Source organism: Kribbella sp. NPDC026611 (assembly GCF_040638345.1).
GTDB lineage: Bacteria > Actinomycetota > Actinomycetes > Propionibacteriales > Kribbellaceae > Kribbella.
The window spans coordinates 204,276-228,633 of sequence record NZ_JBEZYC010000006.1; the positions used below are offsets into that span (position 1 = coordinate 204,276).

Here is a 24,358-nt window from a genome sequence, read left to right on the forward strand (position 1 = left end):
CAGAACCTGAAGGGTACGCCGGTCAGAAGCTGTTCGGGCCGAACCGGAAGATGGCCAGCACCACGGCCAGGACGAGGACGACCGCGTTCAGCCCGACCTGCGGGAACTCCTTGCGGCGGACGTGGGTGATGATCGCGCCGAGCATGATCAGCCCGACCCCGGTCGCGGCCAGCGGCACCAGCATCGGCGCGATGTCGAGCACCGCGGGCAGGATCAGGCCGATCGCGCCGAGCACCTCGGCGGTGCCGATCAGCTTGACCGTGCCGGCCGAGAAGTCCTCGACCCACTTCATGTTCGGGTTCGCCAGCAGCTTGCGCCGGCTCTGCGACAGCTTGGTCAGCCCGGCGGCCAGGAAGAAGGCTGCCAGGACACCGGCGAGGATCCACAGAAAGACGTTCATATCCCACTCTCGGTCATTAGTTGATGCGTCAACTCACAACGTAGCCCTGGATGAGTTGAAGCGTCAAGTAAGTCGCTAGACTGGTGGCGTGACCAAGTGGCTGGAGCAGGACGAGCTGGCGGCGTGGATGTCGCTGGCCGGTCTGATGTTCAAGCTGCCCGGCGTGCTGGACTACCAGCTGCAGCGGGACTCCGGCCTGACCCACTTCGAGTACCTCGTGCTCGCCGGGCTCTCCGAGTCACCGGGCCGCTCGCGCCGGATGAGCGACCTGGCCGGCTTCGCCAACGGCTCGCTGTCGCGGCTCTCGCACGTGGTCAAGCGCCTCGAGCAGCGCGGCTTCGTCGAGCGCAGTCCCGCGCCCGAGGACGGCCGGATCACCGTCGCCACCATCACCGACGCCGGCTACGAGATCCTCGTCGCCGCGGCGCCTGGCCATGTCGCGACGGTCCGCGAGTACGTCATCGACACCCTGACGCCCGAGCAACTCGCCCAGCTCAAGGCGATCGCCGACCAGATCCTCGGCAAGGTCGACCCCGGCAAGCCCTGCTGACTTCTCGCGGAGCGGGCGCCCGGCGGTGGCCGGAGCGGCGGCCGGGGGAGAATGGCTGGGTGATCTTCGAGACCTCCAGCCGGTTGCCCGACTTCCCCTGGGACAAGCTTGCCCCGTTCAAGCAGCGGGCGGGCGAGCATCCCGACGGCATCGTGGACCTGTCGATCGGCAGCCCGGTCGACCCTGTGCCCGACCTCGTGCAGCAAGCGCTGGCCGACGCGGCGAACGCGCCGGAGTACCCGACGACGATCGGTACGGCGGCCGCGCGACAGGCGGCCGTGGACTGGATGGCCCGTCGGCTCGACGTGACCGGTGTGGACGCGCAGCGCGGCGTACTGCCGGTCATCGGGACCAAGGAGCTGATCATGCTGCTGCCGACGCTGCTCGGCATCGGCGCCGGCGACACCGTCCTGATCCCTGACCTGGCCTACCCGACGTACGAGGCGGGCGCTGCGCTTGCGCGGGCGACCAGCGTGCCTGTCGCGGACCCGACGGCGTACGACGGCCCGGTGAAGGTCGCGTACCTCAACTCGCCGCGCAACCCGTCCGGTGAGATCACCTCCCCGGACGATCTGTGTCGTACGGTCGAGTGGGCGCGGGCGAACGACGTACTGCTGGTCAGCGACGAGTGCTACACCGAGTTCGGCTGGGACGAGAAGCCGGTGTCGGTGCTGCACCCGGACGTGTGCGGAGGCAGCTTCGACAACCTGCTCGCCGTGCACTCGCTGTCGAAGCGGTCCAACCTGGCCGGATACCGCGGTGGCTTCGTCGCCGGCGACCCGACCGTGGTGACCGAGCTGCTCGCCGTCCGCAAGCACGCAGGCCTGATGGTGCCGTCGCCGATCCAGGCCGCGATGGCAGCCGCCTTCGCTGACGACGTACATGTCGAGGAGCAGCGCACTCGCTACCTGCGTCGCCGGGCGGTACTGCGAGACGCGCTGACGGATGCTGGTTGGACCATCACGCTGTCCAGCGGCGGCCTGTATCTGTGGGCCTCGCACCCGTCGTACGACGCTTGGGGATCCGTCGGTGCACTGGCCGAGAAGGGGATCCTCGTCGCTCCCGGTGCGTTCTACGGCACTGCGGGTGAGCAGCATGTGCGCATTGCCCTGACCGGTACGGACGAGCGCGTGGACGCCGCAGTGAAAAGACTGCAGGAGTAGCAGAACTTTACGCCCGGAGTGTGACGTCTTCCTGTTGTGACTGCCTCTTAAGTGGGTAGGCAACAACAGGGAGGGACAGCGGATGAAATGGCGCGTCTTCGGGGTCGCAGTGGTCGTCGTGCTCGGGATGCTGCCGGCTGGGGTGGCGCGGGCTGACGATCCATCACCGTCGGTCACACCAACGGTGACCCCGACAGTCACGCCAACACCAAAACCGACACCGACATCGACACCACCATCGACACCGGCCACGCCGGCTGTGGTGACGCCGACTCCGGCGTGGTCGATCACGCTCGACCAGCCGGTCGCATCGTGGGAGGACAAGGCCACGATCTTCACCGGCAAGATCAGCAAGCCGATCACCGGGTCCTACATCACCCTGTGGCAGCGCGTCCCCGGCGCGTGGGTGTTGCGGGCCGCGACGCGCACGACAACGGGCGGCGTGTACCGCTTCAGCTACACGTCGGCCATCGCCGGCACCTGGGCGTTCCGCACGATGATCGGCGTGAAGGACACGACCGCGCTCGCGATCTCGGCGTACCGGACGGTGCCGATCCAGGACCGGAAGATCGTCGTGAACACCCCGGCCGCCTGGTACGCGACGCTGACCGGCGTCTCGGTCACCGGCCGGATGACGCCGGCCGAGTCCGGCAAGGAGCTCGCGCTGCAGGACTACCTCGGTAGCGGCAGGTGGCGGCTGCTCGCCGTCGCCAAGATGGATGCCAAGGGCAACTTCCGGCTCCGGGTCCCCGACGACCTGCCGTCCACCCGCACCGTCCGGGTGCTGACCCGCGGCGTCACCCAGTCCGCGATGGAGTACTCCGGCCTGGCCAAGATCGTGATCAAGGCGGTCCTCAACCCCAAGGTGTACGCCGTCTCGGCCGCGATGGTCGCGAACACGTACCGGGCCGGCTGTCCGGTCAAGCCGTCGTCACTGCGGCTGCTCCAGCTCAACTACTGGGGCTTCGACGGCCACGTGCACCGCGGCGAGCTGGTGCTGCGGGATGCCGCCGTCGCGAAGATGATCACCGTCTGGACCACGACGTTCGCCTCCAAGTTCCCGATCCGCGGGATGCGTCGGGTGGACGTGTACGGCGGTAACGACATTAGGTCGATGGCCGCGGACAACACCTCGGCGTTCAACTGCCGCCGCGTGACCGGTGACCCGTACTCGCTCTCGCCGCACTCCTACGGCTGGGCGATCGACATCAACACCGTCGAGAACCCGTACCTGGCCGCGAACGGCGTCTGGTACCCGTCGAACGGGCTGTCCTACCGCAATCGGAAGGTGGCCCGTCCGGGCATGCTGTTCGCCGGCAGCGTCGCGACCAAGGCCCTGGTGGGTCAGGGCTACTTCTGGGGTGCCCGCTGGGCCAAGCCCGACTACCAGCACTTCGAGCCGAAGTGAGAGCGGTAGCAGTCCTACTGATACCGGTCTTGGTGCTGGCCGGCTGCAGCTCCAAGTCGGCCGCCGAACAGAGCAAGTCGGCGCCGACCTCGGCACCGACTCAGGCCATCCCCAGCACGGTGGGCGGGACGGTGCCGGTGCCCACCAATACCGTGGGCACCGCGGAGCCGACGGACGCGGCTGTGCCGCCGGAGGTGCCCGAGCAAGCGACGGCACCGCCGCCCGCGAACGCCGGACCGCTGTCAGCCGCCAACCTGCCGGCACCAGAGAAGCTGGGTGCGGGCTGGAAGACGTACGCCGACCCCGGCGGCGCCGAGGCCGGCTTCATCGGCAACAAGACGTGGACCCGCCGCCGCGACGCCCACCAAGCCGCCTACGAGGCCCTACCGAACGGCTGCGCAGGTGCACCGGTCAGCGGCTCGCTCCCGGTCCCCGCGCACGCCCTCACCGGCACCTACCGCACCGCCGACAACCTGCCCGCCACCGCTCTCCTCCTGCGCTTCGCTCGAGCCGCTCAAGCTCAGACCTACTACAGCGGCTACCAAACCCGCATGAAGGCGTGCGGCGCCGGCGGTGATCTCTCGGTCAAACAGCTTTGGACCAATGACACAGCTGCCGCCGCAGTGCGTTCGTACGCCGGAGCCGAGTCCTACGTAGACATCTCGGTCGTCAAAGGCAGCACTGTCGCCCTGGTAGCGACCGCCTCTGCCCAAGCGGACCACCAGGGAGATTGGGCGAAGTCGGTCGTCCCAGCCCTGGAGGCGGTGATCGATTAGATCCAGAAGTTGTATTACCTTTCAGTATTCTTTGACTTACACTCCGGTTATGGGTGACTTCGACCGATACGGCCGCCTGACCGCGCACCTCGACGCGCCGTACGCGGTCATCGACCTCGCCGCGTTCCGGCGGAACGCGGACGATCTGGTCCGGCGCGCCGCGGGTACGCCGATCCGGATCGCCTCGAAGTCGGTTCGCTGCCGGCCGTTGATCACCGCCGCGCTCGAGCGGCCCGGGTTCCACGGCGTGATGAGCTACGCGCTGCCCGAGGCGCTCTGGCTGGCGCGCAACGGCGTCGACGACATCCTGCTCGGCTACCCGACCACGCACCGGGCCGCGCTCCGCGAGCTGTCCGAGGACCCCGAGGCCGCCGGGCGGATCACGCTGATGATCGACTCGCCCGAGCACCTGGCGTTCATCCGGTCCGCCGCGACCGGCAAGGCCCGCATCCAGGTCTGCCTCGACGTCGACGCCTCGCTGCGCGTCTTCGGCCAGCACCTCGGCGTACGGCGTTCCCCGCTGCGCACGCCGTACGACGCGGCCACGCTGGCGCGGCAGGTCGTCGCGGACGACACCTTCGAGCTGACCGGGGTGATGTTCTACGAGGCACAGATCGCCGGTCTGCCCGACACGTCACCCGCCGTGCGCTGGGTGAAGCGGCGCTCGGCCGCGGAGCTCGCCGACCGACGGGGTGCGGTCGTGGACGCGGTGAAGCAGTTCGCGCCGATCCGGATCGTCAACAGCGGCGGCACCGGCAGCCTCGAGGTGAGCAGCGCCGACAGGGCCGTCACCGAGGTCACAGCGGGCTCGGGTCTCTACGGGCCGACCCTGTTCGACAAGTACGACGTCTTCCAGCCGGAGCCCGCGATGGCGTACGCGCTGGACGTGGTCCGGCGGCCCGCGCCGCGGATCGCGACCCTCTTCGGCGGTGGGTACGTGGCCTCGGGCCCGGCGAAGAAGTCGCGGCTGCCGCTGCCGTCGTACCCTGCCGGTCTGAAGCTGTTGGGCACCGAAGGTGCCGGCGAAGTGCAGACTCCGGTCCATGGGCGGTCCGCCGACGGCCTGCAGCTGGGAGACAGGGTCTGGATGCGCTACGCGAAGGCGGGCGAGATGCTGGAGCGGTTCGACGTCGTGCACGCGGTCGACGGCGATTCGCTGACGGAGCTGGTCACCTATCGGGGCGAGGGGAAGAACTTCGGATGAGCACCTGGCGGAACTGGGCCGGCACCGAGTCTGCCACCGGCATCGAGACCCTACGGCCGGGGTCGGCCGACGAGCTCGCGGCCGCGGTCAAGTCCGCCGCGGAGCAGGGGAAGAAGCTCAAGGCGGTCGGCTCGGGCCACTCGTTCACCGGCTGCTCGGTGCCGCAGGAGGTGATGGTCCGGCTGGACGGGCTGTCGTCGATCATCCATGCGGACAAGGAGTCCGGCCGGGTGACGGTCGGCGCCGGCACCGGCCTGCGCAAGCTCAACGCTGGTTTGGCCGCCTTCGATCTCGCGATGGCAAACCTCGGCGACATCGACAAGCAGACCATCTCCGGCGCGATCTCGACCGGTACGCACGGCACCGGCGCCCGGCTCGGCGGGCTGGCGACGCAGGTGGTCGGGCTCGACCTGGTCACCGCCGACGGCTCGGCGCTGCACTGCTCGGCGGACGAGAACCCGGACGTCTTCGCGGCGGCCCGGGTCTCGGTCGGTGCGCTCGGCGTGATCAGCTCGCTCACGCTGCGGTGCGTGCCGGCGTTCCTGCTCCGCGCGCAGGAGATGCCGATGCCGCTGGCCGACGTGCTGGACGGCTTCGATGAGCTTGCCGATGGCAACGACCACTTCGAGTTCTACTGGTTCCCGCACACCGACGTCGCGCTGACCAAGCGGAACAACCGCGTCGGCCCCGACGTCGGCGCCGCGCCGGTGAGCCGGGTCCGCGGCTGGGTGGACGACGAGCTGCTGTCGAACAAGGTGTTCGAGCTGACCAACCGGATCGCGGTGCGCCGGCCGGGACTGGTACCGCGGATCAACCAGTTCGCCTCCCGGGCGCTGTCGGCGCGCGAGTACGTCGACTCGTCGTACCAGGTGTTCTGCTCCGAGCGCAACGTGGTGTTCCGCGAGTCAGAGTACGCCGTTCCCCGCGCCGACGTGGTCGAGGTGATCTGGCGGCTGCGGGAGTGGATCGACGCGTCCGGGTCGCGGATCCCGTTCCCGATCGAGGTCCGGGTGGCGGCGCCGGACGACATCTGGCTGTCGACGGCGTACGGGCGGGACACGGCGTACGTCGCGATCCACCAGTACCACCGGCTGCCGCACGACCCGTACTTCCAGGCCTTCGAGCGGATCGTGGATGACTACCAGGCCCGGCCGCACTGGGGGAAGCTGCACACGCTGACCGCCGCCGAGCTGCGCGAGCGGTACCCGCGGTTCGACGACTTCCTCGCGGTGCGGGATCGGCTGGACCCGGGCCACACCTTCGGGAACACCTACACACGGCAGGTGTTCGGCTGACGCTCGGTCGCGTTAGCCTGCGGGCATGGATGCTGTGGAGGGGCTCGAGCCGCTGGCCGAGGACTGGCAGAAGGCGCTTGCGGTAGTCGCACACCCGGACGACCTGGAATGGGGCTCGGCCGCGGCGATCGCGCGCTGGACCGGCCAGGGCAAGGAGATCGTCTACTGCCTGCTGACCTCCGGCGAGGCGGGCATCGACGGCGTCGACCCCGCCGAGTGCGGACCGCTCCGCGAGGCCGAGCAGATCGAGTCGGCGCGGATCGTCGGCGTACCGGTGGTCGAGTTCCTCGGGCAGCCCGACGGCACGATCGAGTACGGCGTCCCGCTGCGCCGCGTGATCACGGCCGCGATCCGCCGGCACCAGCCGGAGATCGTCATCACGAACAACTTCCGCGACACCTGGGACGGCGCGACGGCGCTCAACATGGCCGACCACATCAACTCCGGCCGGGCCGTCCTGGACGCGGTCCGCGACGCCGCAAACCGCTGGATCTTCCCGGACGCCGGCGACAAGTGGGACGGCGTACGCCAGGTCTGGGCTGCCAGCTCGCCGTACTCCAAGCACGCGGTCGACACCACGGACACCTTCGACCTGGGGCTGCAGTCGCTGGAGGCGCACAAGGCCTATATCGACGGGCTTTCCCAAGGCTTCGACCCGGAGGAATTCCTCGAGGGCGTCTCCCGTCCCACCGGCACCCGGCTAGGCACCAAGTACGCTGCCCGCTTCGAAGTCTTCCCGATGTAGCCCGTCTCAGCTGTGAGCTTCGCTCAGCGAGAGGGCGACCCGGAGAGTGTCGCGCGCGGCGGCGTACCGGCTTCTCGCGGTGGACGGGTTCAGACTCAGGAGCTCGGCGGCCTCAGTGATGGTGAAGCCGTCCCAGTGGACCAGCGTCACCAGGTCGCGCTGCGCCGGTGGCAGCCGGAGTACGGCGTCCCTGACCGCGTCTGCCTCAGCGTGATCGGGCCCCTGGTCCGTCGTCAGGTGCTGACGGACCCGATCGGCCAGTGCGGTCCGGCGACGCGCGGACCGGCGATGGTTCCCGAGGACGTTCGCGGCGATCGTGAACAGCCACATCCGTCGCCGCTCCGGCGTGGCGGGCAAGGCGTCCGCCCGGCGCCACGCCTGCAGCATGGTTTCGCCGAGCAGGTCGGCCGCGTCCTCACGAATGGCGACCCGCCGCTCCAGGTACGCGAGCAGCTCGCCGGCCGCCTGCCGGAGTGCGCCGCGGATCTCGGCGGTCTGTTCGGGCGTCATCGGCCGCACCCGTACCCGACCACGTAGCTGAGCGCGTACGGCTCGAGGTGTTTGTCCGTGAGGTCGGCCGCCAGCCGGTGCCAGATCTCGGAACCGACCGCGCTCAGCGCGAGATCGTCTCCCGTGATCCGTGGTTGGCGTTCGGCCGGGTCGGGCTCGCCGGCGTTCGCGGCGTCCTCGGCCTTCTGGAACTTCCGGATCGCGGCCGCCTGGTCGATCGACGAGTAGTCGAAGGAGTTCAGGAAGCGGTTCGCTTCGTTGAGCGCGGCCTGCTTGTCCGCCTCGCTGTGCCCGTGTGCGAGAGGCTCGCCGTCGCCGGGGCGTTCGTCGACGACAGGGCTCACCGTGACCTGGATGCGGCACTGGCTACCGGAAGGCGTCGTCCAAGGCACCCACGTCGGCGTCGGCACCAGGCCGGTCGCCATCGCGGCCCCGGTGCCGATCGCGATCGCCGTGGTCGCCAGCCCGCCGATCGCACCGGCCCGCAGCCGTCGCCTGCGGGGCCGGGCAGCGGCTTCCGCGTCGACCACCATGCGGTGCAGGTCGTGCTCCAGCGCCGCCGTACGTGGAGTCAGCGGCGGTGCCGACTTGCCGAGCAGGTCGTCGAGCTCCATGCGTTCCTCCCGAGCGGTCGTGCTGTCACCCCTACCTGTCCGGAACCGGCGGATCCGTCCAAACGAAGTTCTCCGGGATCGGGCGCCCGGTCGGTGGACGTTCGCGCAGGTCCCGGACAGGTAGCTCGATGAGGTCAACCGAACGAGAGGAACCCACGGTGCGATCCACCGCACGATCGCGATGCGTCAGCCTGTCCGTCGCCATGCTGACGGTCCTGGGGGTCGGGCTGACGAGCCAGGTCCACGCAGCGGCAGAGCACATCCCAGCTCGGCACGCCGGTGATCAGCAGGTCACACTGGTGACCGGCGACCGGATCACCTTGTCCGGCGGAGACCCGGCCCAGGCCGCGCTCAGCCGGGGGCCGGGCCGGGACGGGATCACGTTCCGCACGCTGCGCACGAAGGATCACTTCTACGTCATCCCGTCCGACGTCAGCGATCAGGTGGCCGCCGGTCGCCTCGACCGCCGGCTGTTCGACGTCACCGGCTTGATCAAGGCCGGTTACGACGACAGGTCGACCGGGACGCTGCCGGTCCTCGTGACGTCCGAGGGTGCCGCACTACGGTCGACGGTGCCGGGAGCAGCGGTGAGCCGCCGTCTGCCGATTGTCAACGGCGTCAGCATGAAGGTCGACAAGGCGCGGGCCGCCACGTTCCTGACCGGTGCAGCCTCGGCCGGGGTCAAGAAGATCTGGCTGGACGGTCAGCGCGAGGTCAGCCTGGACCGGTCCGTCCCGCAGCTCGGCGCGCCGGCCCGGGCGGAGCACCTGCCCCGGAGGACGCACTGAAGCTCAACGCGACCACGGTGACCGTACCGGCCGGCGGTACGACGTCGGTGCAGGTCACCTCGAACACCGACCACGACGGGCCGGACGGTGTGTACGCCGGCCGGATCACCGCGACCGACGGGGAGAACACGGTCGTGTCGGCGATCGGGATGATCAAGGAGAAGGAAAGCTACGACCTCACCGTCAGCAATCTCGGCCTGGACGGTCAGCCGATCGAGGCAGCGGCGTCCATCGTCGGTGTCGACGTCGACTACCTCCTCGACACCTACCAGGCGACCACCAAGGTCCGGCTGCTGAAGGGCGACTACCTGGTCGACGGCCACCAGTTCGTCGGGTCGGACGTCTACTCGCTGGTCCAGCCGAGCGTTTCGCTGACTCGGAACACCACCGTCGTCCTGGACGCCCGGAAGGCGAAACCGGTCCGTATCACCGTCCCGAACGCCGAAGCCTCGCTGGCGATCGCCGATGTCGGCTACGAGCGGCGCTCGGCGAACGGAGAGCACACAGTCACCGCCACGGTGGCGTTCGACCACTCCCGTCAGGTGTACTCCGCACAGTTCGGGGCGTCGCTGCCACCCGAGCAGCTGACCGGCCACGTGTCCTCCCAGTGGGGGAGGATGAACGCAGATCAGTCGTACGACGGGTCGCCGTACCTGTATGTCCAGCTCGACTCGATGCCCGGCTCGTACCCGACCGGATTCCGTCGTGACGTCGCGGCAGACCAGCTGGCGGTGGTCGACCAGCAGTTCAACGCGACCTCGGATCGAACCGTCGAGCGAGCCGTGTCCGGCGTACCGGCGGGCGGTGGGGACACTTGGGCGATCAGCATCCCGTTCCGCGCCGCGGCCGCGGCGCGGGTGCTGGTGGCCGCCGGCAACGCGAGCTGGCTGACGCGGTTCGACGAGCGCGAGCCCGAGCAGAATCCTCATCCAGAGCTGCCGTTGGACCACGAGCTGGTGTCGCGGCCGAGAACCTATCAGGCTGGGAGGACCTACCAGGAGCGCTACAACGCGGTCGTCCTGGCTCCCTCGCCGGTGACCGCGAGCCGAGCGGGGGATCGGTTGAAGCTGGCAGTGGCTCCGCTGTCGGATGCTGACGGCAACAAAGGCTTCGGGCCCTGGGACCTCCAGTCCAGCAAGCTGATTCAGGACGGCACGGTGATCGCCGACGGACCGGTCTTCGGCGACATCGAGGTTGCCGGCCTACCGGCTGCGAAGACTACCTTCACCTTGCAGGCCGCGCAGACCCGACAGCCACACTCGACCTTCAGCACCCGGACCGAGTACAGCTGGACGTTCTCGTCGGCCGGCACCGCCGAACCCGTCACGCTGCCGATGCTCGCCGTGCGCTACCGGCCGACGGTGGATCGCTCCAATCTCGCCGAGCGCCGGCCGGTGACCGCGCTTCCGGTGATCGTGGACACGGTGCCGGGGCGAGCACTGCCCACGGTCGTCAAGGTACGGCTGCAGGTGTCGGGCGACGACGGCAAGACCTGGCGCGAGGCAAGCGTCGAGCCGACCGGCAGTGGCGCGTACCAGGCAGTCTTCAGCACTCCGAAGGACGCCAGCACGATCTCCCTGAAAGCCCACCTTGTCGATGCCGAGGGCAACTCCACCGACCAGACCGTGATCGCCGCCTATCCGCTCCGCTAGGTCCAGCTTCGGCGCCCTGGGATCACGGCCGCGATACGTCGCCCGGTTCGAGGTCTTCTCGTTCTGAAGCACTCCATCGGTAGCGGGTCTGCGCCGACTCGCTACCGATGGTGAAGGCGAACGCCTGGTCCGGCGGGACCTGGTACAGCAGCACGTCCCCAGCTCGGATGGCGTCGCCCAGGCCGTTCCAGGTTCCGTCCGCGCGGGTGAAGTGCCAGCCGTACGCCTCCTCGAACGCGGTGGCCACTGCGTCCCGAGTGCCGGAGTCGGCCACAGGTCGCGCCGTACCCTCGACCACGTAGTCCGTGCCGGTCAGGGCTGCGGTCCCGGCGGTCAGTGCACAGTGCTGGTTGCCGATCAGGTTCTTCGCCTTCTGCTCGTTGTCGCCAGTGGTGAACCACATCGCGTCGAACGCCCAGATCGCCACCACCGGCGTCACGTGCGGGCGACCGTCCGCGCGCACTGTGCAGAGCTGAAACTTCTGAATCCGGCGCAGGGCCCCTTCCGTGGTGTCCCACGAGGTCGGGTCGACGCCAGCTGTTGAGAACGTCGTACCGAGGCTGGTCTGTGGAGCGGTCATCAGGAGTTCCTTCCAGTAGTCACGATGTTGCTGATCGACTGCGCGGTGTCGAAGTCCGGCAGCAGACGGGTCTTGGTCAGCGCGAAGGCGAGACCGCGGTCGGGATCCGCATAGGCGTAGCTTCCGCCGCCGCCCGGCCAGCCGAAGGCCGTGGAGTTCTCCTCGGGAAGTGCGCCGATCCTGCCGATCGGGTACCCAAGGGCCAACCGCGCCGGGTTGCCGAAGACCTGATCCACGCCCTCGAACGCGGGCGCGGACAGCTCCGCGAGCTGCGCGGAGCCGACGAGCTTGCCGTGCAGCAGAGCGTCGTACATCGCAGCCAGACCGTGCGCCGTGGCGATCGCCACCGACGGGATGTCGGCGCTGAGGATCTTGCGGTTGTTACCGAAGGCGGCACTCGGCCCGCGTTCCCACGGCGCGAGGATCGCCTCGTCGTCCTCTGGGTCGGCGGGCCATTGCGAGTCCAGCTGGTCCAGGTGCGCCAATCCCGGCAACGACTCTTGCGGAGCGGCGAAGTAGAGATGTCCCTCGATGCCCAGCGGCGCCGTGATCCACTCTTGCAGCAGCTCGTGCATCGGCCGTCCGGTTGCCCGGCGGGCGAGCTCGCCGACCAGATAGCCAAAGGTGTACGAGTGGTAGCCCGTGGCAGTGCCCGGCTGCCAGCGCGGCTCGGCGGCGGCCAAGGATTCACACACTCTGGACCAGTCGGGAAGCTCGGCCGGGGTGATCTCGCGCGGCATCGCCGGCAGACCGACCGTGTGCGTGAGCACGTGCCGCAGCGTCGCCGTCTCCTTGCCGTGCACTCCGAACTCGGGCCAGAGGTCGGTGACCGGACCGTCGTACTCGAGGAAACCGCGCGCTACAAGCAGGTGGGCGAGCGTGGCGGACACGTTCTTGCCGGTGGAGAAACTGAAGATCGGTGTGCCCGAGGTGAGCGGTCGCCCGATCGGGTCAGCCGAGCCGGCTACCGCGTCCACGATCAGCCGGCCGTCCTGATACACCGCGACCTGCAGCCCGGTCTCCACGCCACTGTCGATCAGCGCATCGATCTGACGCTGCACTCGTTCCTGTACGTCGCCCATCGCTCTCCTTCGGTCTCGCCTGTCACGGGAGACGTCGGAGCTAGTTGAGCAGACTCGACACGTGCCTCAGTCGTGCGGTAGGTCGAGGCTCGCGTTCAGGTGGGGTGGCGTGGGCTTGGGGTGGCGGGGCTCGCGGTCGCCGGAAAGGTCTGGTGGGGTTGTCGGACCCTGCCAGGAGCGGACCAGGGCCCGGCCGCCCTTGCGGGTCAGCCGGTGCAGGTCGATTCGCTGGACGTCGCTCGCCGGGATGCCCAGCTGAGCGAGGCTGCGGTTGGCCATGCCGCAGGCTGCGTCGTGCTTACGCGGTGACATCTTCTGGTGCAGGACGATCGCGATGCTGCCGTCGGGGAGGTCCTCGACGCGCTGCAGATGCAGCGCCTTGTCCAGCATCCCGGACTTGAGGGCGAGCTCGATGTAGGCGGAGTTGGACAGTCGTTGGTCGGTCTTCGCGCGCGCAACCACTTCGTATCTGGCCATGCTCCGATCATCCGTCGCCGGTGACCCGTTTTCCAGCCGTCTGCCGTCAGCGAAGCGCGTTGACAGCGGCAGCGACCTCGGCCGGGTTGGAGATCATCGTCAGGTGGTTCGCGCCGCGGATCAGCGTCGGCGCGGGTGCGCCGACGCGTGCGGCAGTCTCGGTGGCGTTGCCACCATTGGTGTCCAGAGAGCCGAAGACGACCGCCTTCGGCACCGGGAGATCGCGCAGCTTCGCCAACCGCTCGGGCGCGACCGCAGGTATGCCGTGTGCCGTCATCTGCCAGACCGCCTTCTCTGCGCCGGGCTGGCGGAACGGTCGCGTCCACTGGTCGACGTCCATCGCCGGACAGTCCGGCGAGCAGACGCTGTTGTAGATCTTCCGCAGCAGCCAGTCCGAGCTCAGCACCAGCCGGAACAACGAGGTCCGGTACGGCGGAACGACCAGCCAGCGCGGCGGGCCGGCCTGCCCGCCCGGCAACGGCAGCCCGTCGCCGTCGAGGAACATCAGTCCACCGACCCGTCCCGGTGCCTCCAGCGTCGCCTCGGCCGCGATCCCCGCGCCCAGCGAATGCCCGACCAGGATCGGCTTCGGCTCGCCCGGACCGCCGAGCTGCTGCGCATCCAGGAAGCCGAGCAGTTGTGCGGCGAGATGCTCGATCGTGTACGGCGCCTTGCGCTCGGAGTACCCGTAGCCGGTGATGTCGTACGCGTACACCCGGTGGTTCGTCGCGAGCAGCGGGACCAGTCGCGACCAGCTGTCGACGGATTCGGCCGCTCCGTGGATCAGTACGACCGGCGTTCCCGTCGTACCCCAGGTCTCCCAGCGGGTGTTGATGTCACCGGCGCGGACGAACTTCAACCCGGCCGGGGGATTCGCGGTGCCGCTGGTGGCGAGGTTGTAACCGAAGGACGCCAGGGTGACGAGCAGGCAGAAGCTGAGGATTCCCAGGAACCCCCGCCACAGGAACCGTTTCACGCCCCCAAGTGTGGCCTACAGCCCAAGGATGCGTTGCGCCTCGGCCAGCACCGCCGGTGAGGTCAGCGACTGCCAGCGCGGGATCTGTTCCTTCAGGAACGCGCCGAGCTTTGGCGCCAGCTCCGCGTCGTTGTCGAGCACGTCGAGTTCGTTCACGATCGTCAGGTCGACGAAGTCGCGGAGGTCCTCGGTCCCCAGCTCCTCCGAGGTGCCGGTGAAGCGGTCGGCGACCGTGCGGTGCTCGGCGAGGTCGCGCCAGCTGGTCTCGCGGTCGCAGGCGCCGTACCGGTAGACGAGCAGCTCCGCCTCCGGGCCGATCACCGACTCGAGCACCGGCCGCTCGGTCTGCCAGTCGAACAGGTGGGTCGGATAGCCGTCCGTCCCGTACGCCGCGTGCGCGAGACCGGCCAGCACCAGGGTGTCGGACGCGCCGAGCGAGCCGAGGCGTTTCGCGACCCGGTGCAGGTGGACGTAGAGGCTTCCTCCGGCGTGGTCGAGCTCGTCGGCGCCGCGGACCATCAGCAGCGAACTCAAGTCCTCGAATGTGCTCATCTGACCCCTTCTCGACGCGGAGCGGCCAGGGCCCACGGACCGGCCCAGGTCACCCACGGTAAGGCCAACGCCCCAGGCGCGCCCACACCTGCGGCGTGCCGTTTCCGTCACACCGCGTTCACCTGGTGTTCCGGCGCCGGCACCGATAGCCGATGCCTATCGACCCGTGCTCAGGTGGTTGCTGTTGGCAACGGGTGGGGGTGCAGCGTGCGCCGGGTCTGGTCGAGGAGGAGATGGAGGTACGGGTTGACGTTGTGCCGGGGCCAGATCAGGGCCAGCACGTTCGGCTCGGCGTCGACCAGCGGCAGCCAGGTGAGCCGCGGATGGGCGAAGTACGTCACCGTCGAGGCGGGCGCGATCCAGCAGCCGTGACCGGCCGCGACCAGGTGCAGGCACTCCTCGGGGGTCCGGGCCTGCGGGCCGAAGACCGCCCGGCTGCCGTCCGGCCGTGGGTCGATGAACCAGAAGCTCACCACCGCCTCCGGCATCCGGTCGCGCGGACCGACCACCGGTACGTCGGTCAGGTCCGCGATCGTCAGGCACTTCCGCGACTCCAGCGGGTGACCCGGTGGCAGCGCGACCCACCGGTCCTCCTCCAGCAACGGATGGACGGTGAAGCGCGGGTCGTCGCCGATCGGCAGCCAGAGGAACGCGGCATCCGCGCGCCCCTCGGTCAGCGCCTGCAGCTCATCCGGCAGCGTGTGCATCGAGAGTGGCTGTACTTCGACGTCCGGAGCCTCCCGGCGCATCGCAGCCTCGACCGCGGGCATGAAGTGCGCCGTACTCTGCGCCTTGAACGCGACCCGCAGCGGCTCCGGCCGGCCGGAGCCGGTCAGTCGCGCCTCGCTCACCATCGCCTGCGCGGAGGTGAGCAGCGCCGCGCCCTGCTTGAGCACGATCTCGCCGGCCGGGGTGAGCTCCACGCCGGACGCCCGGCGCTCGACCAGCGGGGTCCCGATCACCCGCTCGAGCTGACGGATCTGACCGCTCACCGCTTGCTGGGTCAGGTTGAGGGTCTGGGCGGCCCGGGTCATGCTGCCCTCGGCCGCCACCGCCTCGAGCGCCTGCAGGAGCCGCAAGCTCAGATCCACTCCGTCATCCTCCCACAACGAGCGCTTGTGGCAGCCCCAACAAGTCTCTGTTTCCGTTCGGTCCGGCCACGGCCGACGATCGAGGAAGGTCTCTTGATAGGAGAAAGAAAGCATGACGCTGAAGGGGAAAACGGCGCTCGTCACCGGCTCCTCGAAAGGGCTCGGCCGCGCGATCCTGCTCCGGCTGGCGGCGCAGGGCGCGAACGTCGTCGTGAACTACTCGCACGACGAATCGGCCGCGAACGAGGTGCTCGCCGCGGCGCAGGAGGTCGGCGCCCGGGCGATCACGGTCGCCGCCGACGTGTCCCAGGTCGACGGGATCGAGAAGGTGTACGACGCGACGCTGGCGGAGTTCGGCCAGGTCGACATCGTGGTCGCGAACGCGGGGATGGAGAAGGTGAACGTGCCGGTGGCCGAGGTCACCGAGGAGGACTTCGACCTGCTGTTCCGGGTCAACACCAAGGGGCCGTACTTCGTCCTCCGCGAGGCGGCGAAGCGGATCGCCGACAACGGCCGGATCGTCACGATCTCGTCGAACACCACGACCGTCCCGCAGCTGGGGGTGGGGCTGTACGGCACCAGCAAGGTCGCGACCGGGTACCTCGCCCGGGTGCTGGCGCTGGAGCTCGGCCCGCGCGGGATCACCGTGAACACCGTGGTCCCCGGGCCGATCGACGGCGCCGGCATCTTCACCGACCCGGCGAACGACGAGTACAAGAAGAGCCTCATCGAGATGGTGCCGATCGGCCGGCTCGGCACCACCGAGGACGTGGCCGGGGTGGTGTCGTTCCTGGTCAGTGACGACGCCGGCCTGATCACCGGACAGCAGCTGGTCGCCGACGGCGGAATGCACTGAGGGAGAGCAGCAGAATGACAGGAACCATGCGGGCAGCCCAGGTCCAGCAGGCCGGCGGGCCCTTCGTCGTGACCGACGTCCCGATCCCGGACCCGAAGCCCGGGCAGATCCGGGTGAAGGTGTACGCCTGCGGCATCTGCGGCGGGGACGCGATCCCGCGGAACGCCCTCTTCGGGACGGTCCTGCCCCGGACCCCCGGGCACGAGATCGCCGGCGTGGTCGACGCGGTCGGCGACGGCGTGACGCTCTGGCAGGTCGGGCAGCGGGTCGGCGTCGGCTGGTCCGGTGGCGTCGACTTCACCTGCGAGTACTGCCGGCGCGGCGACTTCACCAACTGCGTGAACCGGACGATCGTCGGCACGTCGTACGACGGCGGCTACGCGGAGTACATGGTGGCGCCCTGGGACGCGGTGGCGAAGATCCCCGACGAGCTGACCTTCGAGGAGGCGGGTCCGTTGATGTGCGGCGGGATCACCGCGTTCAATGCGCTGCGGCACCTGCACGCGGGGCCCGGCGACACCGTCGCGGTCCACGGCGTCGGCGGGGTCGGGCACCTGGCGATCCAGTACGCGAACAAGATGGGCTTCCGGACCGTCGCGATCAACCGCGGGCGCGACAAGGAGGAGCTCGCCCGCCGGCTGGGGGCGGACGAGTACATCGACAGCACCGAGGGCGACGCGGGTGAGGCGCTGAAGAAGCTGGACGGCGCGCAGGCGATCCTCGCCACCGTCTCCCGGGGCGATCTGCAGTCGGACCTGATCAAGGGCCTGAAGCCGAACGGCCAGCTGGTCGTGCTCGAGGGCATGGACCCGATCCAGGTCACCGGCCACGACCTCGCCGACTGGCGGCTGAACCTCTCCGGCTGGTACTCCGGTGTCGCCCGGGACTCCGAGGACACGCTGAACTTCTCGGTCCTCAAGGGTGTCCGGCCGATCATCGAGACCTTCCCGCTGGAGGAGGCCGAGGCCGCCTGGCAGCACCAGCCGAAGGCCAACCTCCGGATCGTGCTGAAGACCCAGCCCGAGTAACCCCTCCCAAGACAGCTACCCCGGAACTCGCTCGCACGGGTCCCGGGGTAGCTGCACGTTCTCTCCCGCGGTCGCTCAGGGAAGGTGAGTTCGCGCGGGGAGAAGGCTGGTCAGTCGAGGTCGGCGAGGGCCTTCTTCGCGGCCTCCAGCTCGGCCTCGAGCGCGGCGACCTTGGCGGCCTGCTGGGAGCGGGCCTCCTCGATCACCTCGTCGATCGGGGTGGACAGGTCCTCGTGCAGCTCCTTGGCGGCGCGGGAGACGGCGGCCGCGGCCACCGCGAGCCCCCGGGCCAGGTATGTCGTGCCCTGCTTGAGCTCGGCGTGCCACTCGCCGTCCGCCGTGCCGGTGACGGTCAGCGTGAGCTCGATCGTCTTCGTCTTCTTGCCGGCGGCCTTCTTGGCGGGTGCCTTCTTTGGTGCCGGAGCAGCCTCGGAAGTGGGCTCAGGGGTGGGCTCAGGAGTGGTGGCAGCGACCGACGGGATGGTGCTGTCGGGAGTGTCGGCGACGTCGGACGGCGTCTCTACTGCCAGAGTGTCTACAGTCATCGTTGCGGCGATCTCCTTCGATGCATCGCCCGCAGTGAGCGGGCTGGCGCTGTGCGAACATTAGAACATACGTTCGACCCCAACGCCAACCCGCCTGACGCGTCAGCAGAGTGTCAGCTCTGGGTCTCGGCCCGGTCGCCCGACCACTCCAGGTGGAAGGTCCCCTCGCGGTCCGTCCGCTTGTAGGTGTGCGCGCCGAACAGGTCGCGCAACCCCTGGATCAGCGCGGCCGGCAGCCGCTCCGCCCGCAGGCCGTCGTAGTACGACAACGCTGCCGAGAAGCCCGGCGCCGGTACGCCGACTGCCGCGGCAGTCGCCACGACCCGCCGCCACGCCTCCTGCCCGTTCGCGACGGCTTCCTTGAAGTAGTCGTCGACGAGCAGCGAGGGGAGGTCCGGGTTCCGGTCGTAGGCCTCCTTGATCCGGTCCAGGAACCGTGCCCGGATGATGCAGCCGCCACGCCAGATCGTCGCCATCGCGCCGAGGTCGATGTTCCAGCCGTACTGCTCCGAGGCGGCCCGGATCGCGTCGAAGCCCTGCGCGTAGGCGACCAGCTTCGACGAGTACAGCGCGTGCCGCACGTCGTCGATGAACGCCTGCCGGTCGACATCGGCCTTCGCGGACTCCGGTCCGGGCAGCACGCCGGCGGCGGCTTCCCGCCGTACGACGTCACCCGACAGCGACCGCGCGAACACGGCCTCCGCCATACCGCTGACCGGGATGCCGAGGTCGAGCGCGGACTGCACGGTCCAGCGACCGGTGCCCTTCTGCTCCGCCTGGTCCAGGACGATGTCCACGAACGCGCCGCCCGTGGTCGGGTCGGTCTGGCTGAGCACCTCCGCGGTGATCTCGATCAGGAACGACTCGAGGTCGCCGGTGTTCCAGTCCCGGAACACGTCGGCCAGCTCGGCCGGGGAGAGCTCCAGCACGTGGCGGAGCAGGTCGTACGCCTCCGCGATCAGCTGCATGTCGGCGTACTCGATGCCGTTGTGCAGCATCTTCACGAAGTGGCCGGCGCCGTCCGGACCGACGTGCACGCAGCACGGCTCGCCGTTCACGTGCGCGGAGATCTTGGTCAGCATCGGCTCGAGCGCGGCGTACGACTCGGGGGAGCCGCCCGGCATGATGCTCGGGCCGTTCAGCGCGCCTTCCTCGCCGCCGGAGACGCCGGAGCCGACGAAGTGCAGGCCCTTCTCCTTCAGTGCGGCCTCGCGGCGCCGGGTGTCCAGGAAGTGCGCGTTGCCCGCGTCGACGACGATGTCGCCCTCGTCCAGGAGCGGGACCAGCTCGTCGATGACGGCGTCGGTCGGCTCGCCGGCCTTGACCATGATGATCACCCGGCGGGGCGGCTCGAGCGACTCGACGAAGCCGGCCAGGTCGGTCGACGGGACGAACTCTCCCTCGGACCCGAACTCCTTGACCAGCGCGTCGGTGCGCGCCTGGGAGCGGTTGTGCAGGGCGACACGGAACCCGTTGCGCGCCAGGTTCCGGGCCAGGTTGCGGCCCATCACCGCGAGGCCGGTGACGCCGATCTGGGCTTTTGCAGAGCTCATCGAATCTCCCGCGTATCTGAAGTTGTGTGCGGGGTCCAGTCTGCCTGAGGCCTTCTCATCCACAAACATCGGTGGTAAACATCTGAGAAATCGATTTCCCACACGAAGGACTCCGCCCATGCTCCGTCGTGCTGTTGTGCTGTTGATGTCTTCGCTGCTTGTGCTGACCGGATCTGTGCGAGCTACCGCGAGCCCGTCTGGAGGGGGTAACGACAACGGTCCGGTGGGCTGGGACGTCTACCGGAACCTCGACCGGTTGCCCGAGCTGCAGACCGGCGTACGGACGAAGCAGTTCTCCAGCTTCGGCCGGGACGGGACCAACAACGACGGCTTCGACGGGACCTACTCGTGCCTGCGGACGACTGGTGACGGGTGCGTGATCGCCGAGGACTCGGGTCCGGGTGAGGTTGCCTCGATCTGGTTCACGCGGGACGAGGGCAACGTGACGAGGACCGGGACGATCACGGTCGAGCTCGACGGCAAGCAGGTACTGCGGGGCTCGCTGCAGGACATCGTCGACGGGAAGCTGGGTGCGCCGTTCAGCTACCCGCTGGTGGCGAACGCCGGTCAGACCAGTGGCGGCGTCTACATCCGGGTGCCGATGCCGTACCGGTCGTCGATGCGGATCACCACGCAGGTCAATCCGCTCTTCTACCACGTCGACTACCGTCAGTTTCCGGATGCGAACGGCGTCCGTACCTTCGACCCCACCGACAAAGCCGAGGATGTGCTGGCCCTGCTGAAGGCGGCCGGTAGTAGGGACCCGAAGCCTGTGCAGCCCGGTTCTGCGACCGCCAGGACTTTGCTGAATCTTGCCCCAGGCAAGCAGTTGACGCTGAGCCAGACCTACGGTCCGGGTGAGCTGACGGCTCTGCGGCTCAAGCTGCCCGAGCTCGTCGGGCTTGACCTGAAGAGCCTCAGCGACGACGGGCGCGCGTTCCTGGGCGGCAGCACGTTCACGATGAAGGTCGATCCGGCGAACACCGGCGTACGGCTGACCCGGCGGATGGATCTGCGGATCGGCAACCAGCGCGCGAAGGTGCTCGTCGACGGCGTACCGGTCGGGGAGTGGGCGCCGCGCAAGGCCGAGGGTGCGCAATGGGCGGACCAGACCGTCGACCTGCCGGCGAGCGCGACGGCGGGCAAGTCGGAGATCACGATCACCAACCAGTTCATCTCGTCGGACCTGGACTTCAACGAGTTCGCGTACTGGGTGGACTCTCTGGTCGGCGGTCAGGTGAAGCGCACGGACACGCTCGACGTTGGGCCGAACCACGTCGCCGACGAACAGGCGCACGGCTACTCGATCGATCGGCAGAACTGGAGTGGCGAGCACGCGATGGCGTACGCCGCCACGCCGGAAGATGCTGCGCGGGTCAAGCCGTCGGACACCTTGCTGGCAGGGGTGCGTGTGCAGGTGAACGTTGATGGTGTGCAGCGGGTCGACGCGCCGCTGGGTGAGTTCTTCGGGTCCGGTCTTGGTGAGAACCCGGTGCGGTCGCTGTTCTTCGCGATGGATCCGGAGGGCTGGTACTCGTCGTGGTGGCCGATGCCGTACGTCGCCCGCGCGACGGTGACGCTGGTGAACACGACGGCGTACCCACTCTCGGGCCAGGCCGAGGTGACTGCGTCGCGGGACGCTTGGAAGGCGGTCGAGCTGGCGACGGGGAAGATCGGGTACTTCACGGCGATCTCTCGGCGCGGTGAGACGACGCAGGGGAGTGACTGGGCCTTTGCCGACGTGGCCGGGCGGGGGAAGTTCGTCGGAGTGTCGCAGACGATGGAGGGATTGCTTGCTGACGGCAACACCCGCGGGTACCTCGAGGGCGACGAGCGGGTGTCGGTTGACGGCGAGCGGACGCCGGCGATTCATGGGACGGGGACCGAGGACTTCTACGAGTCCGGGTGGTACTTCAACGCCGGGACGTACTCGACGCCGTTCCACGGGAACTCGGCGCACGAGGTGCGAGCCGGGTTCTGCACGAACGAGTGCGACGGGGCGTGGAGACTGCACATCACCGACTCGGTGCAGTTCCAGAACCACTTGAGCTTTGGTATCGAGCACGGTCAGCAGGACGATCATCCGGCGATCTACGGGTCGACCGCGTTCCTCTACACCGCGGCTGGGTTTGGGGCGCGGGAGACGGATCGGATCGATGTCGGTACGGCGGCGGGGCGGCAGCAGCACGGGTACGTCGACAACGGGACCCAAGCGGACCTGAGCTCGGTCTACGAGGGCGACCACGACGACGTCGTACTGACCGACGCCGTACGGTCCACGCTCAGCCCGATCCGCTTCAGCGTCAAGATCGACCCGGCCAACCGCGGCGTCACGCTTCGCCGCACCAGCGATCAGAACAGTCCTGGGCAATCAGCGCAGGTCCTTGTCAACGGCAACGATTCGGGCACCTGGCTGCAGCCCCTCGGCAACTCCCACCAGCGGTGGCTCGACGACAACTACCAGCTTCCGGCGTCGCTGACCTTCGGCAAGACCCGCTTGGACATCGAGCTCCGCCCAACCGGGCCGGCGTGGACGGCTTCGTCGTACGTCGTCCAGTCGCTCGTCCGTCCGTACGACGACCACCGGGCGCCGGCCGCTGTCAGCGGGGTTGTGGCGAGCGGACGTACCGACAACGCCATCAACGTGAGCTGGCCGGACGTGAGCGACGCCAGCGGGATCGCGTACTACAACGTCTATGGTCGGTCGGGCGGCAGCGAGAAGCTGCTGGGAACGACGCCGCTGCCGGGCTTCTTGCACCGCGGTCTCGGACTCCATGAGACGTGGACCTATCGGGTCAGCGCGGTCGATCTCGCCGGTCACGCCGGACCGAAGTCCGCGGGCGCCAGCGCCACCAGCGGAAGCACGTTGCGAATCGAGGGTGAGGCGATGCTGCCGCCGGTGTCATCGACGGTGCCGGTCGATCCGCAGGGCAACTGCTGCGGGGTCAGCTGGTCCGGTGGGGCGCAGGCATGGATCCACGGCACAAAGCCCGGCGACAAGACGGTCTTCCGTTTCACCGTCCCAACCACTGGGACCTACAACCTATCAACCGTCCTGACACGCGCGGCCGACTACGGAATCGTCGAGGTCCAGGTAGACAACAACCCCCCGACAACCTTCGACGGCTACCAACCAACAGGCGTCAGCACCAGCCCACTAGACCTCGGCACCGCCCCCCTCACCACCGGAGACCACCACCTAACCCTCACCCTAACCACCAAAAACCCCTCCGCCACCGCCTACCTAGCCGGCCTAGACCTCCTAAACCTCACCCTGATCACGTGACCGCCCTGCGACGAGAGCGCGGCTTGGGTCGGGTGGTCGGCTTGGGTGTTGGAGCTTGGGCTCGGCAGGTGGCTTCCTGTGGCGAGAGCGCGGCTGGGCCGGTGGGTGGTCGGGTTGGGCCTGTTGGACCTTAGGCTCGGCAGGTGAACTCCCTGGATTCCCGCCGTACCGCTCTCGTTCTGATCGATCTGATGCCGCGCATCATCGCCCTGGACACCGCGCCCTTCACCGGACAAGAGGTCCTCGACCGATCCGTCGCCCTCGCCAAGGCCACGCGATCGGCTGGGGGCCTGGTCGTCAACGTCCGCGTCGAACGTCCTGGTCTGGACGTGCAGCCGGAGGGCAGCGAGTTCGCTCCCGCCGTGGCCCCGCAGCCCGGCGACCTCGAGATCGTCAAAAACACCATCGGCGCCTTCGGCCGTACGACGTTGGACGCGGAGCTCCAGTCCCGAGGCATCACCCACCTCGCTCTAGCAGGCATAGCCACCAACTTCGGCGTCGAATCCACCGCCCGAGCCGCATCCGACCTCGGCTATGAGCTCATCTTCATCACCGACGCCATGACCGGCCTGGACGAGCCCTCCCACACCTTCGCCCTAACCCAAATCTTCCCCCGCCTAGGCACCCTCACCACCACAACCAACTACACCACCTCCCTCACCTAACCCCGGGTCCGCCCCACGCGCGTCCACCCCACGCGGCTCCGCCTCACGCGGGTCAGCCCCACGGACCGCCGCACGCCGGTTCAGCCCCACGCGGGCTACGTGGTTGCTATGTCGTCGCTCAGCTCCTCCGTCGCACCCGGTACACGCGCTCCCGTCCACCCTCCGGCTTACCGCCGGCCTGTCGCCCGGCTATCGCCGGCGTGCTGCCAGCTAGCGCTGGCGTGTTGCGGGCTGCCACCCGCGGGCGACTATCTCGGGCTAGCGTCCTTCGGCGATGAAACTGTGGTGACGGGCTGAGGTAGTTAACCCAGCGCGGTGCTAGGCGCGGCTATGGCGATGCCAAGCCTCGACGCCTCCTGCCGATGGGTCGAGATCTCCGGAACATATGTGCCACCTGGTGACACTTAATTTCCGGAGATCGAGCGCCATCCCAGTCGAGCTGCAAGTTTCGCGTAGACGGCCGACCAACCCACAGCCCACTCGACCGGCCCGACTCCGGTTTGTTGGATCCGTCGCGCGCATCCGTCGCCCGGCGTCGCGTGGTGGCATAGGGAGGACGGCC

At 68.8% G+C, this 24,358-nt stretch carries 24 protein-coding genes; 13 read left to right on the plus strand and 11 right to left on the minus strand.

Annotation, left to right across the window (positions count from 1 at the left end):
* Positions 1 to 22: 22 nt before the first annotated feature.
* Positions 23 to 400 carry a DoxX family protein gene (locus AB0E69_RS25245; RefSeq protein WP_360150698.1) on the minus strand — a complete coding sequence of 126 codons (378 nt, stop codon included), beginning with the start codon at positions 398 to 400 and terminating at the stop codon, positions 23 to 25.
* Positions 401 to 488: 88 nt separating this feature from the next.
* On the opposite strand from AB0E69_RS25245, the gene AB0E69_RS25250 reads away from it, so the two are divergent.
* The 7 genes from AB0E69_RS25250 (at position 489) to AB0E69_RS25280 (ending at position 7,541) form a co-directional block, all read left to right on the plus strand.
* Complete coding sequence (locus AB0E69_RS25250) at positions 489 to 950, plus strand: MarR family transcriptional regulator (protein WP_360150701.1); 462 nt, start codon at positions 489 to 491, stop codon at positions 948 to 950.
* Between the two features lie 62 nt (positions 951 to 1,012).
* Positions 1,013 to 2,113 (plus strand): succinyldiaminopimelate transaminase, encoded by a 1,101-nt coding sequence (gene dapC / locus AB0E69_RS25255; protein WP_360151648.1) that lies wholly within the window; start codon positions 1,013 to 1,015, stop codon positions 2,111 to 2,113.
* Between the two features lie 82 nt (positions 2,114 to 2,195).
* Positions 2,196 to 3,521, plus strand: a complete 1,326-nt coding sequence (locus AB0E69_RS25260) for a M15 family metallopeptidase (protein WP_360150704.1) — start codon at positions 2,196 to 2,198, stop codon at positions 3,519 to 3,521.
* A gap of 137 nt (positions 3,522 to 3,658) precedes the next feature.
* On the plus strand, positions 3,659 to 4,297 hold the full coding sequence (locus AB0E69_RS25265) for a hypothetical protein (protein ID WP_360150707.1): 639 nt from the start codon (positions 3,659 to 3,661) through the stop codon (positions 4,295 to 4,297).
* Between the two features lie 49 nt (positions 4,298 to 4,346).
* On the plus strand, positions 4,347 to 5,501 hold the full coding sequence (locus AB0E69_RS25270; protein WP_360150710.1) for an amino acid deaminase/aldolase: 1,155 nt from the start codon (positions 4,347 to 4,349) through the stop codon (positions 5,499 to 5,501).
* Entirely contained in the window at positions 5,498 to 6,796 is a 1,299-nt protein-coding gene (locus AB0E69_RS25275) for a D-arabinono-1,4-lactone oxidase (RefSeq protein ID WP_360150713.1), read from the plus strand. The genes AB0E69_RS25270 and AB0E69_RS25275 overlap by 4 nt, the downstream gene beginning before the upstream one ends.
* A gap of 25 nt (positions 6,797 to 6,821) precedes the next feature.
* Positions 6,822 to 7,541 (plus strand): PIG-L deacetylase family protein, encoded by a 720-nt coding sequence (locus AB0E69_RS25280; protein ID WP_360150716.1) that lies wholly within the window; start codon positions 6,822 to 6,824, stop codon positions 7,539 to 7,541.
* A 6-nt stretch (positions 7,542 to 7,547) separates the two neighbouring features.
* On the opposite strand, the gene AB0E69_RS25285 is transcribed toward AB0E69_RS25280, so the two are convergent.
* Positions 7,548 to 8,051 (minus strand): sigma-70 family RNA polymerase sigma factor, encoded by a 504-nt coding sequence (locus tag AB0E69_RS25285; protein ID WP_360150719.1) that lies wholly within the window; start codon positions 8,049 to 8,051, stop codon positions 7,548 to 7,550.
* The gene (locus AB0E69_RS25290) at positions 8,048 to 8,665 is read right to left on the minus strand and encodes a hypothetical protein (protein ID WP_360150722.1); all 618 of its coding nucleotides are present in this window, start codon (positions 8,663 to 8,665) and stop codon (positions 8,048 to 8,050) included. Before AB0E69_RS25290 ends, AB0E69_RS25285 begins: the two co-directional genes overlap by 4 nt.
* Positions 8,666 to 8,868: 203 nt before the next feature.
* On the opposite strand from AB0E69_RS25290, the gene AB0E69_RS25295 reads away from it, so the two are divergent.
* Both AB0E69_RS25295 and AB0E69_RS25300 read left to right on the plus strand, forming a co-directional pair.
* The gene (locus AB0E69_RS25295; RefSeq protein ID WP_360150725.1) at positions 8,869 to 9,453 is read left to right on the plus strand and encodes a hypothetical protein; all 585 of its coding nucleotides are present in this window, start codon (positions 8,869 to 8,871) and stop codon (positions 9,451 to 9,453) included.
* 17 nt (positions 9,454 to 9,470) lie between these two features.
* On the plus strand, positions 9,471 to 11,105 hold the full coding sequence (locus AB0E69_RS25300) for a hypothetical protein (RefSeq protein WP_360150728.1): 1,635 nt from the start codon (positions 9,471 to 9,473) through the stop codon (positions 11,103 to 11,105).
* Positions 11,106 to 11,127: 22 nt separating this feature from the next.
* On the opposite strand, the gene AB0E69_RS25305 is transcribed toward AB0E69_RS25300, so the two are convergent.
* From AB0E69_RS25305 to AB0E69_RS25330, 6 genes are all read right to left on the minus strand, one after another.
* Entirely contained in the window at positions 11,128 to 11,685 is a 558-nt protein-coding gene (locus AB0E69_RS25305; RefSeq protein WP_360150731.1) for a pyridoxamine 5'-phosphate oxidase family protein, read from the minus strand.
* A complete protein-coding gene (locus AB0E69_RS25310; protein ID WP_360150734.1) occupies positions 11,685 to 12,767 on the minus strand; it encodes a serine hydrolase domain-containing protein in 1,083 nt (360 codons plus the stop codon). The genes AB0E69_RS25305 and AB0E69_RS25310 overlap by 1 nt, the downstream gene beginning before the upstream one ends.
* A 66-nt stretch (positions 12,768 to 12,833) precedes the next feature.
* Positions 12,834 to 13,244 (minus strand): hypothetical protein, encoded by a 411-nt coding sequence (locus AB0E69_RS25315; protein ID WP_360150737.1) that lies wholly within the window; start codon positions 13,242 to 13,244, stop codon positions 12,834 to 12,836.
* 46 nt (positions 13,245 to 13,290) lie between these two features.
* On the minus strand, positions 13,291 to 14,220 hold the full coding sequence (locus tag AB0E69_RS25320) for an alpha/beta hydrolase (protein WP_360150740.1): 930 nt from the start codon (positions 14,218 to 14,220) through the stop codon (positions 13,291 to 13,293).
* Positions 14,221 to 14,235: 15 nt separating this feature from the next.
* The gene (locus AB0E69_RS25325; protein WP_360150743.1) at positions 14,236 to 14,772 is read right to left on the minus strand and encodes a DUF6817 domain-containing protein; all 537 of its coding nucleotides are present in this window, start codon (positions 14,770 to 14,772) and stop codon (positions 14,236 to 14,238) included.
* 170 nt (positions 14,773 to 14,942) lie between these two features.
* Entirely contained in the window at positions 14,943 to 15,863 is a 921-nt protein-coding gene (locus AB0E69_RS25330) for a LysR family transcriptional regulator (RefSeq protein ID WP_360150746.1), read from the minus strand.
* Positions 15,864 to 15,975: 112 nt separating this feature from the next.
* Between AB0E69_RS25330 and AB0E69_RS25335 the strand changes: the two genes are divergently transcribed.
* Positions 15,976 to 16,719, plus strand: coding sequence for a glucose 1-dehydrogenase (locus tag AB0E69_RS25335; RefSeq protein ID WP_360150749.1), 744 nt, complete (start codon positions 15,976 to 15,978; stop codon positions 16,717 to 16,719).
* Between the two features lie 14 nt (positions 16,720 to 16,733).
* The gene (locus AB0E69_RS25340) at positions 16,734 to 17,747 is read left to right on the plus strand and encodes an alcohol dehydrogenase catalytic domain-containing protein (protein WP_360150752.1); all 1,014 of its coding nucleotides are present in this window, start codon (positions 16,734 to 16,736) and stop codon (positions 17,745 to 17,747) included.
* A 110-nt stretch (positions 17,748 to 17,857) separates the two neighbouring features.
* Here the strand turns inward: AB0E69_RS25340 and AB0E69_RS25345 are convergent, their stop codons facing one another.
* A complete protein-coding gene (locus AB0E69_RS25345) occupies positions 17,858 to 18,292 on the minus strand; it encodes a DUF6319 family protein (RefSeq protein ID WP_360150755.1) in 435 nt (144 codons plus the stop codon).
* Between the two features lie 113 nt (positions 18,293 to 18,405).
* The gene (gene gndA, locus AB0E69_RS25350) at positions 18,406 to 19,845 is read right to left on the minus strand and encodes an NADP-dependent phosphogluconate dehydrogenase (protein ID WP_360150758.1); all 1,440 of its coding nucleotides are present in this window, start codon (positions 19,843 to 19,845) and stop codon (positions 18,406 to 18,408) included.
* A 145-nt stretch (positions 19,846 to 19,990) separates the two neighbouring features.
* Between gndA and AB0E69_RS25355 the strand changes: the two genes are divergently transcribed.
* Together AB0E69_RS25355 and AB0E69_RS25360 are read left to right on the plus strand one after the other, a co-directional pair.
* The gene (locus AB0E69_RS25355; protein WP_360150761.1) at positions 19,991 to 23,131 is read left to right on the plus strand and encodes a DUF2961 domain-containing protein; all 3,141 of its coding nucleotides are present in this window, start codon (positions 19,991 to 19,993) and stop codon (positions 23,129 to 23,131) included.
* Positions 23,132 to 23,274: 143 nt separating this feature from the next.
* The gene (locus AB0E69_RS25360; RefSeq protein ID WP_360150764.1) at positions 23,275 to 23,796 is read left to right on the plus strand and encodes an isochorismatase family protein; all 522 of its coding nucleotides are present in this window, start codon (positions 23,275 to 23,277) and stop codon (positions 23,794 to 23,796) included.
* The last annotated feature ends 562 nt before the right edge of the window (positions 23,797 to 24,358 follow it).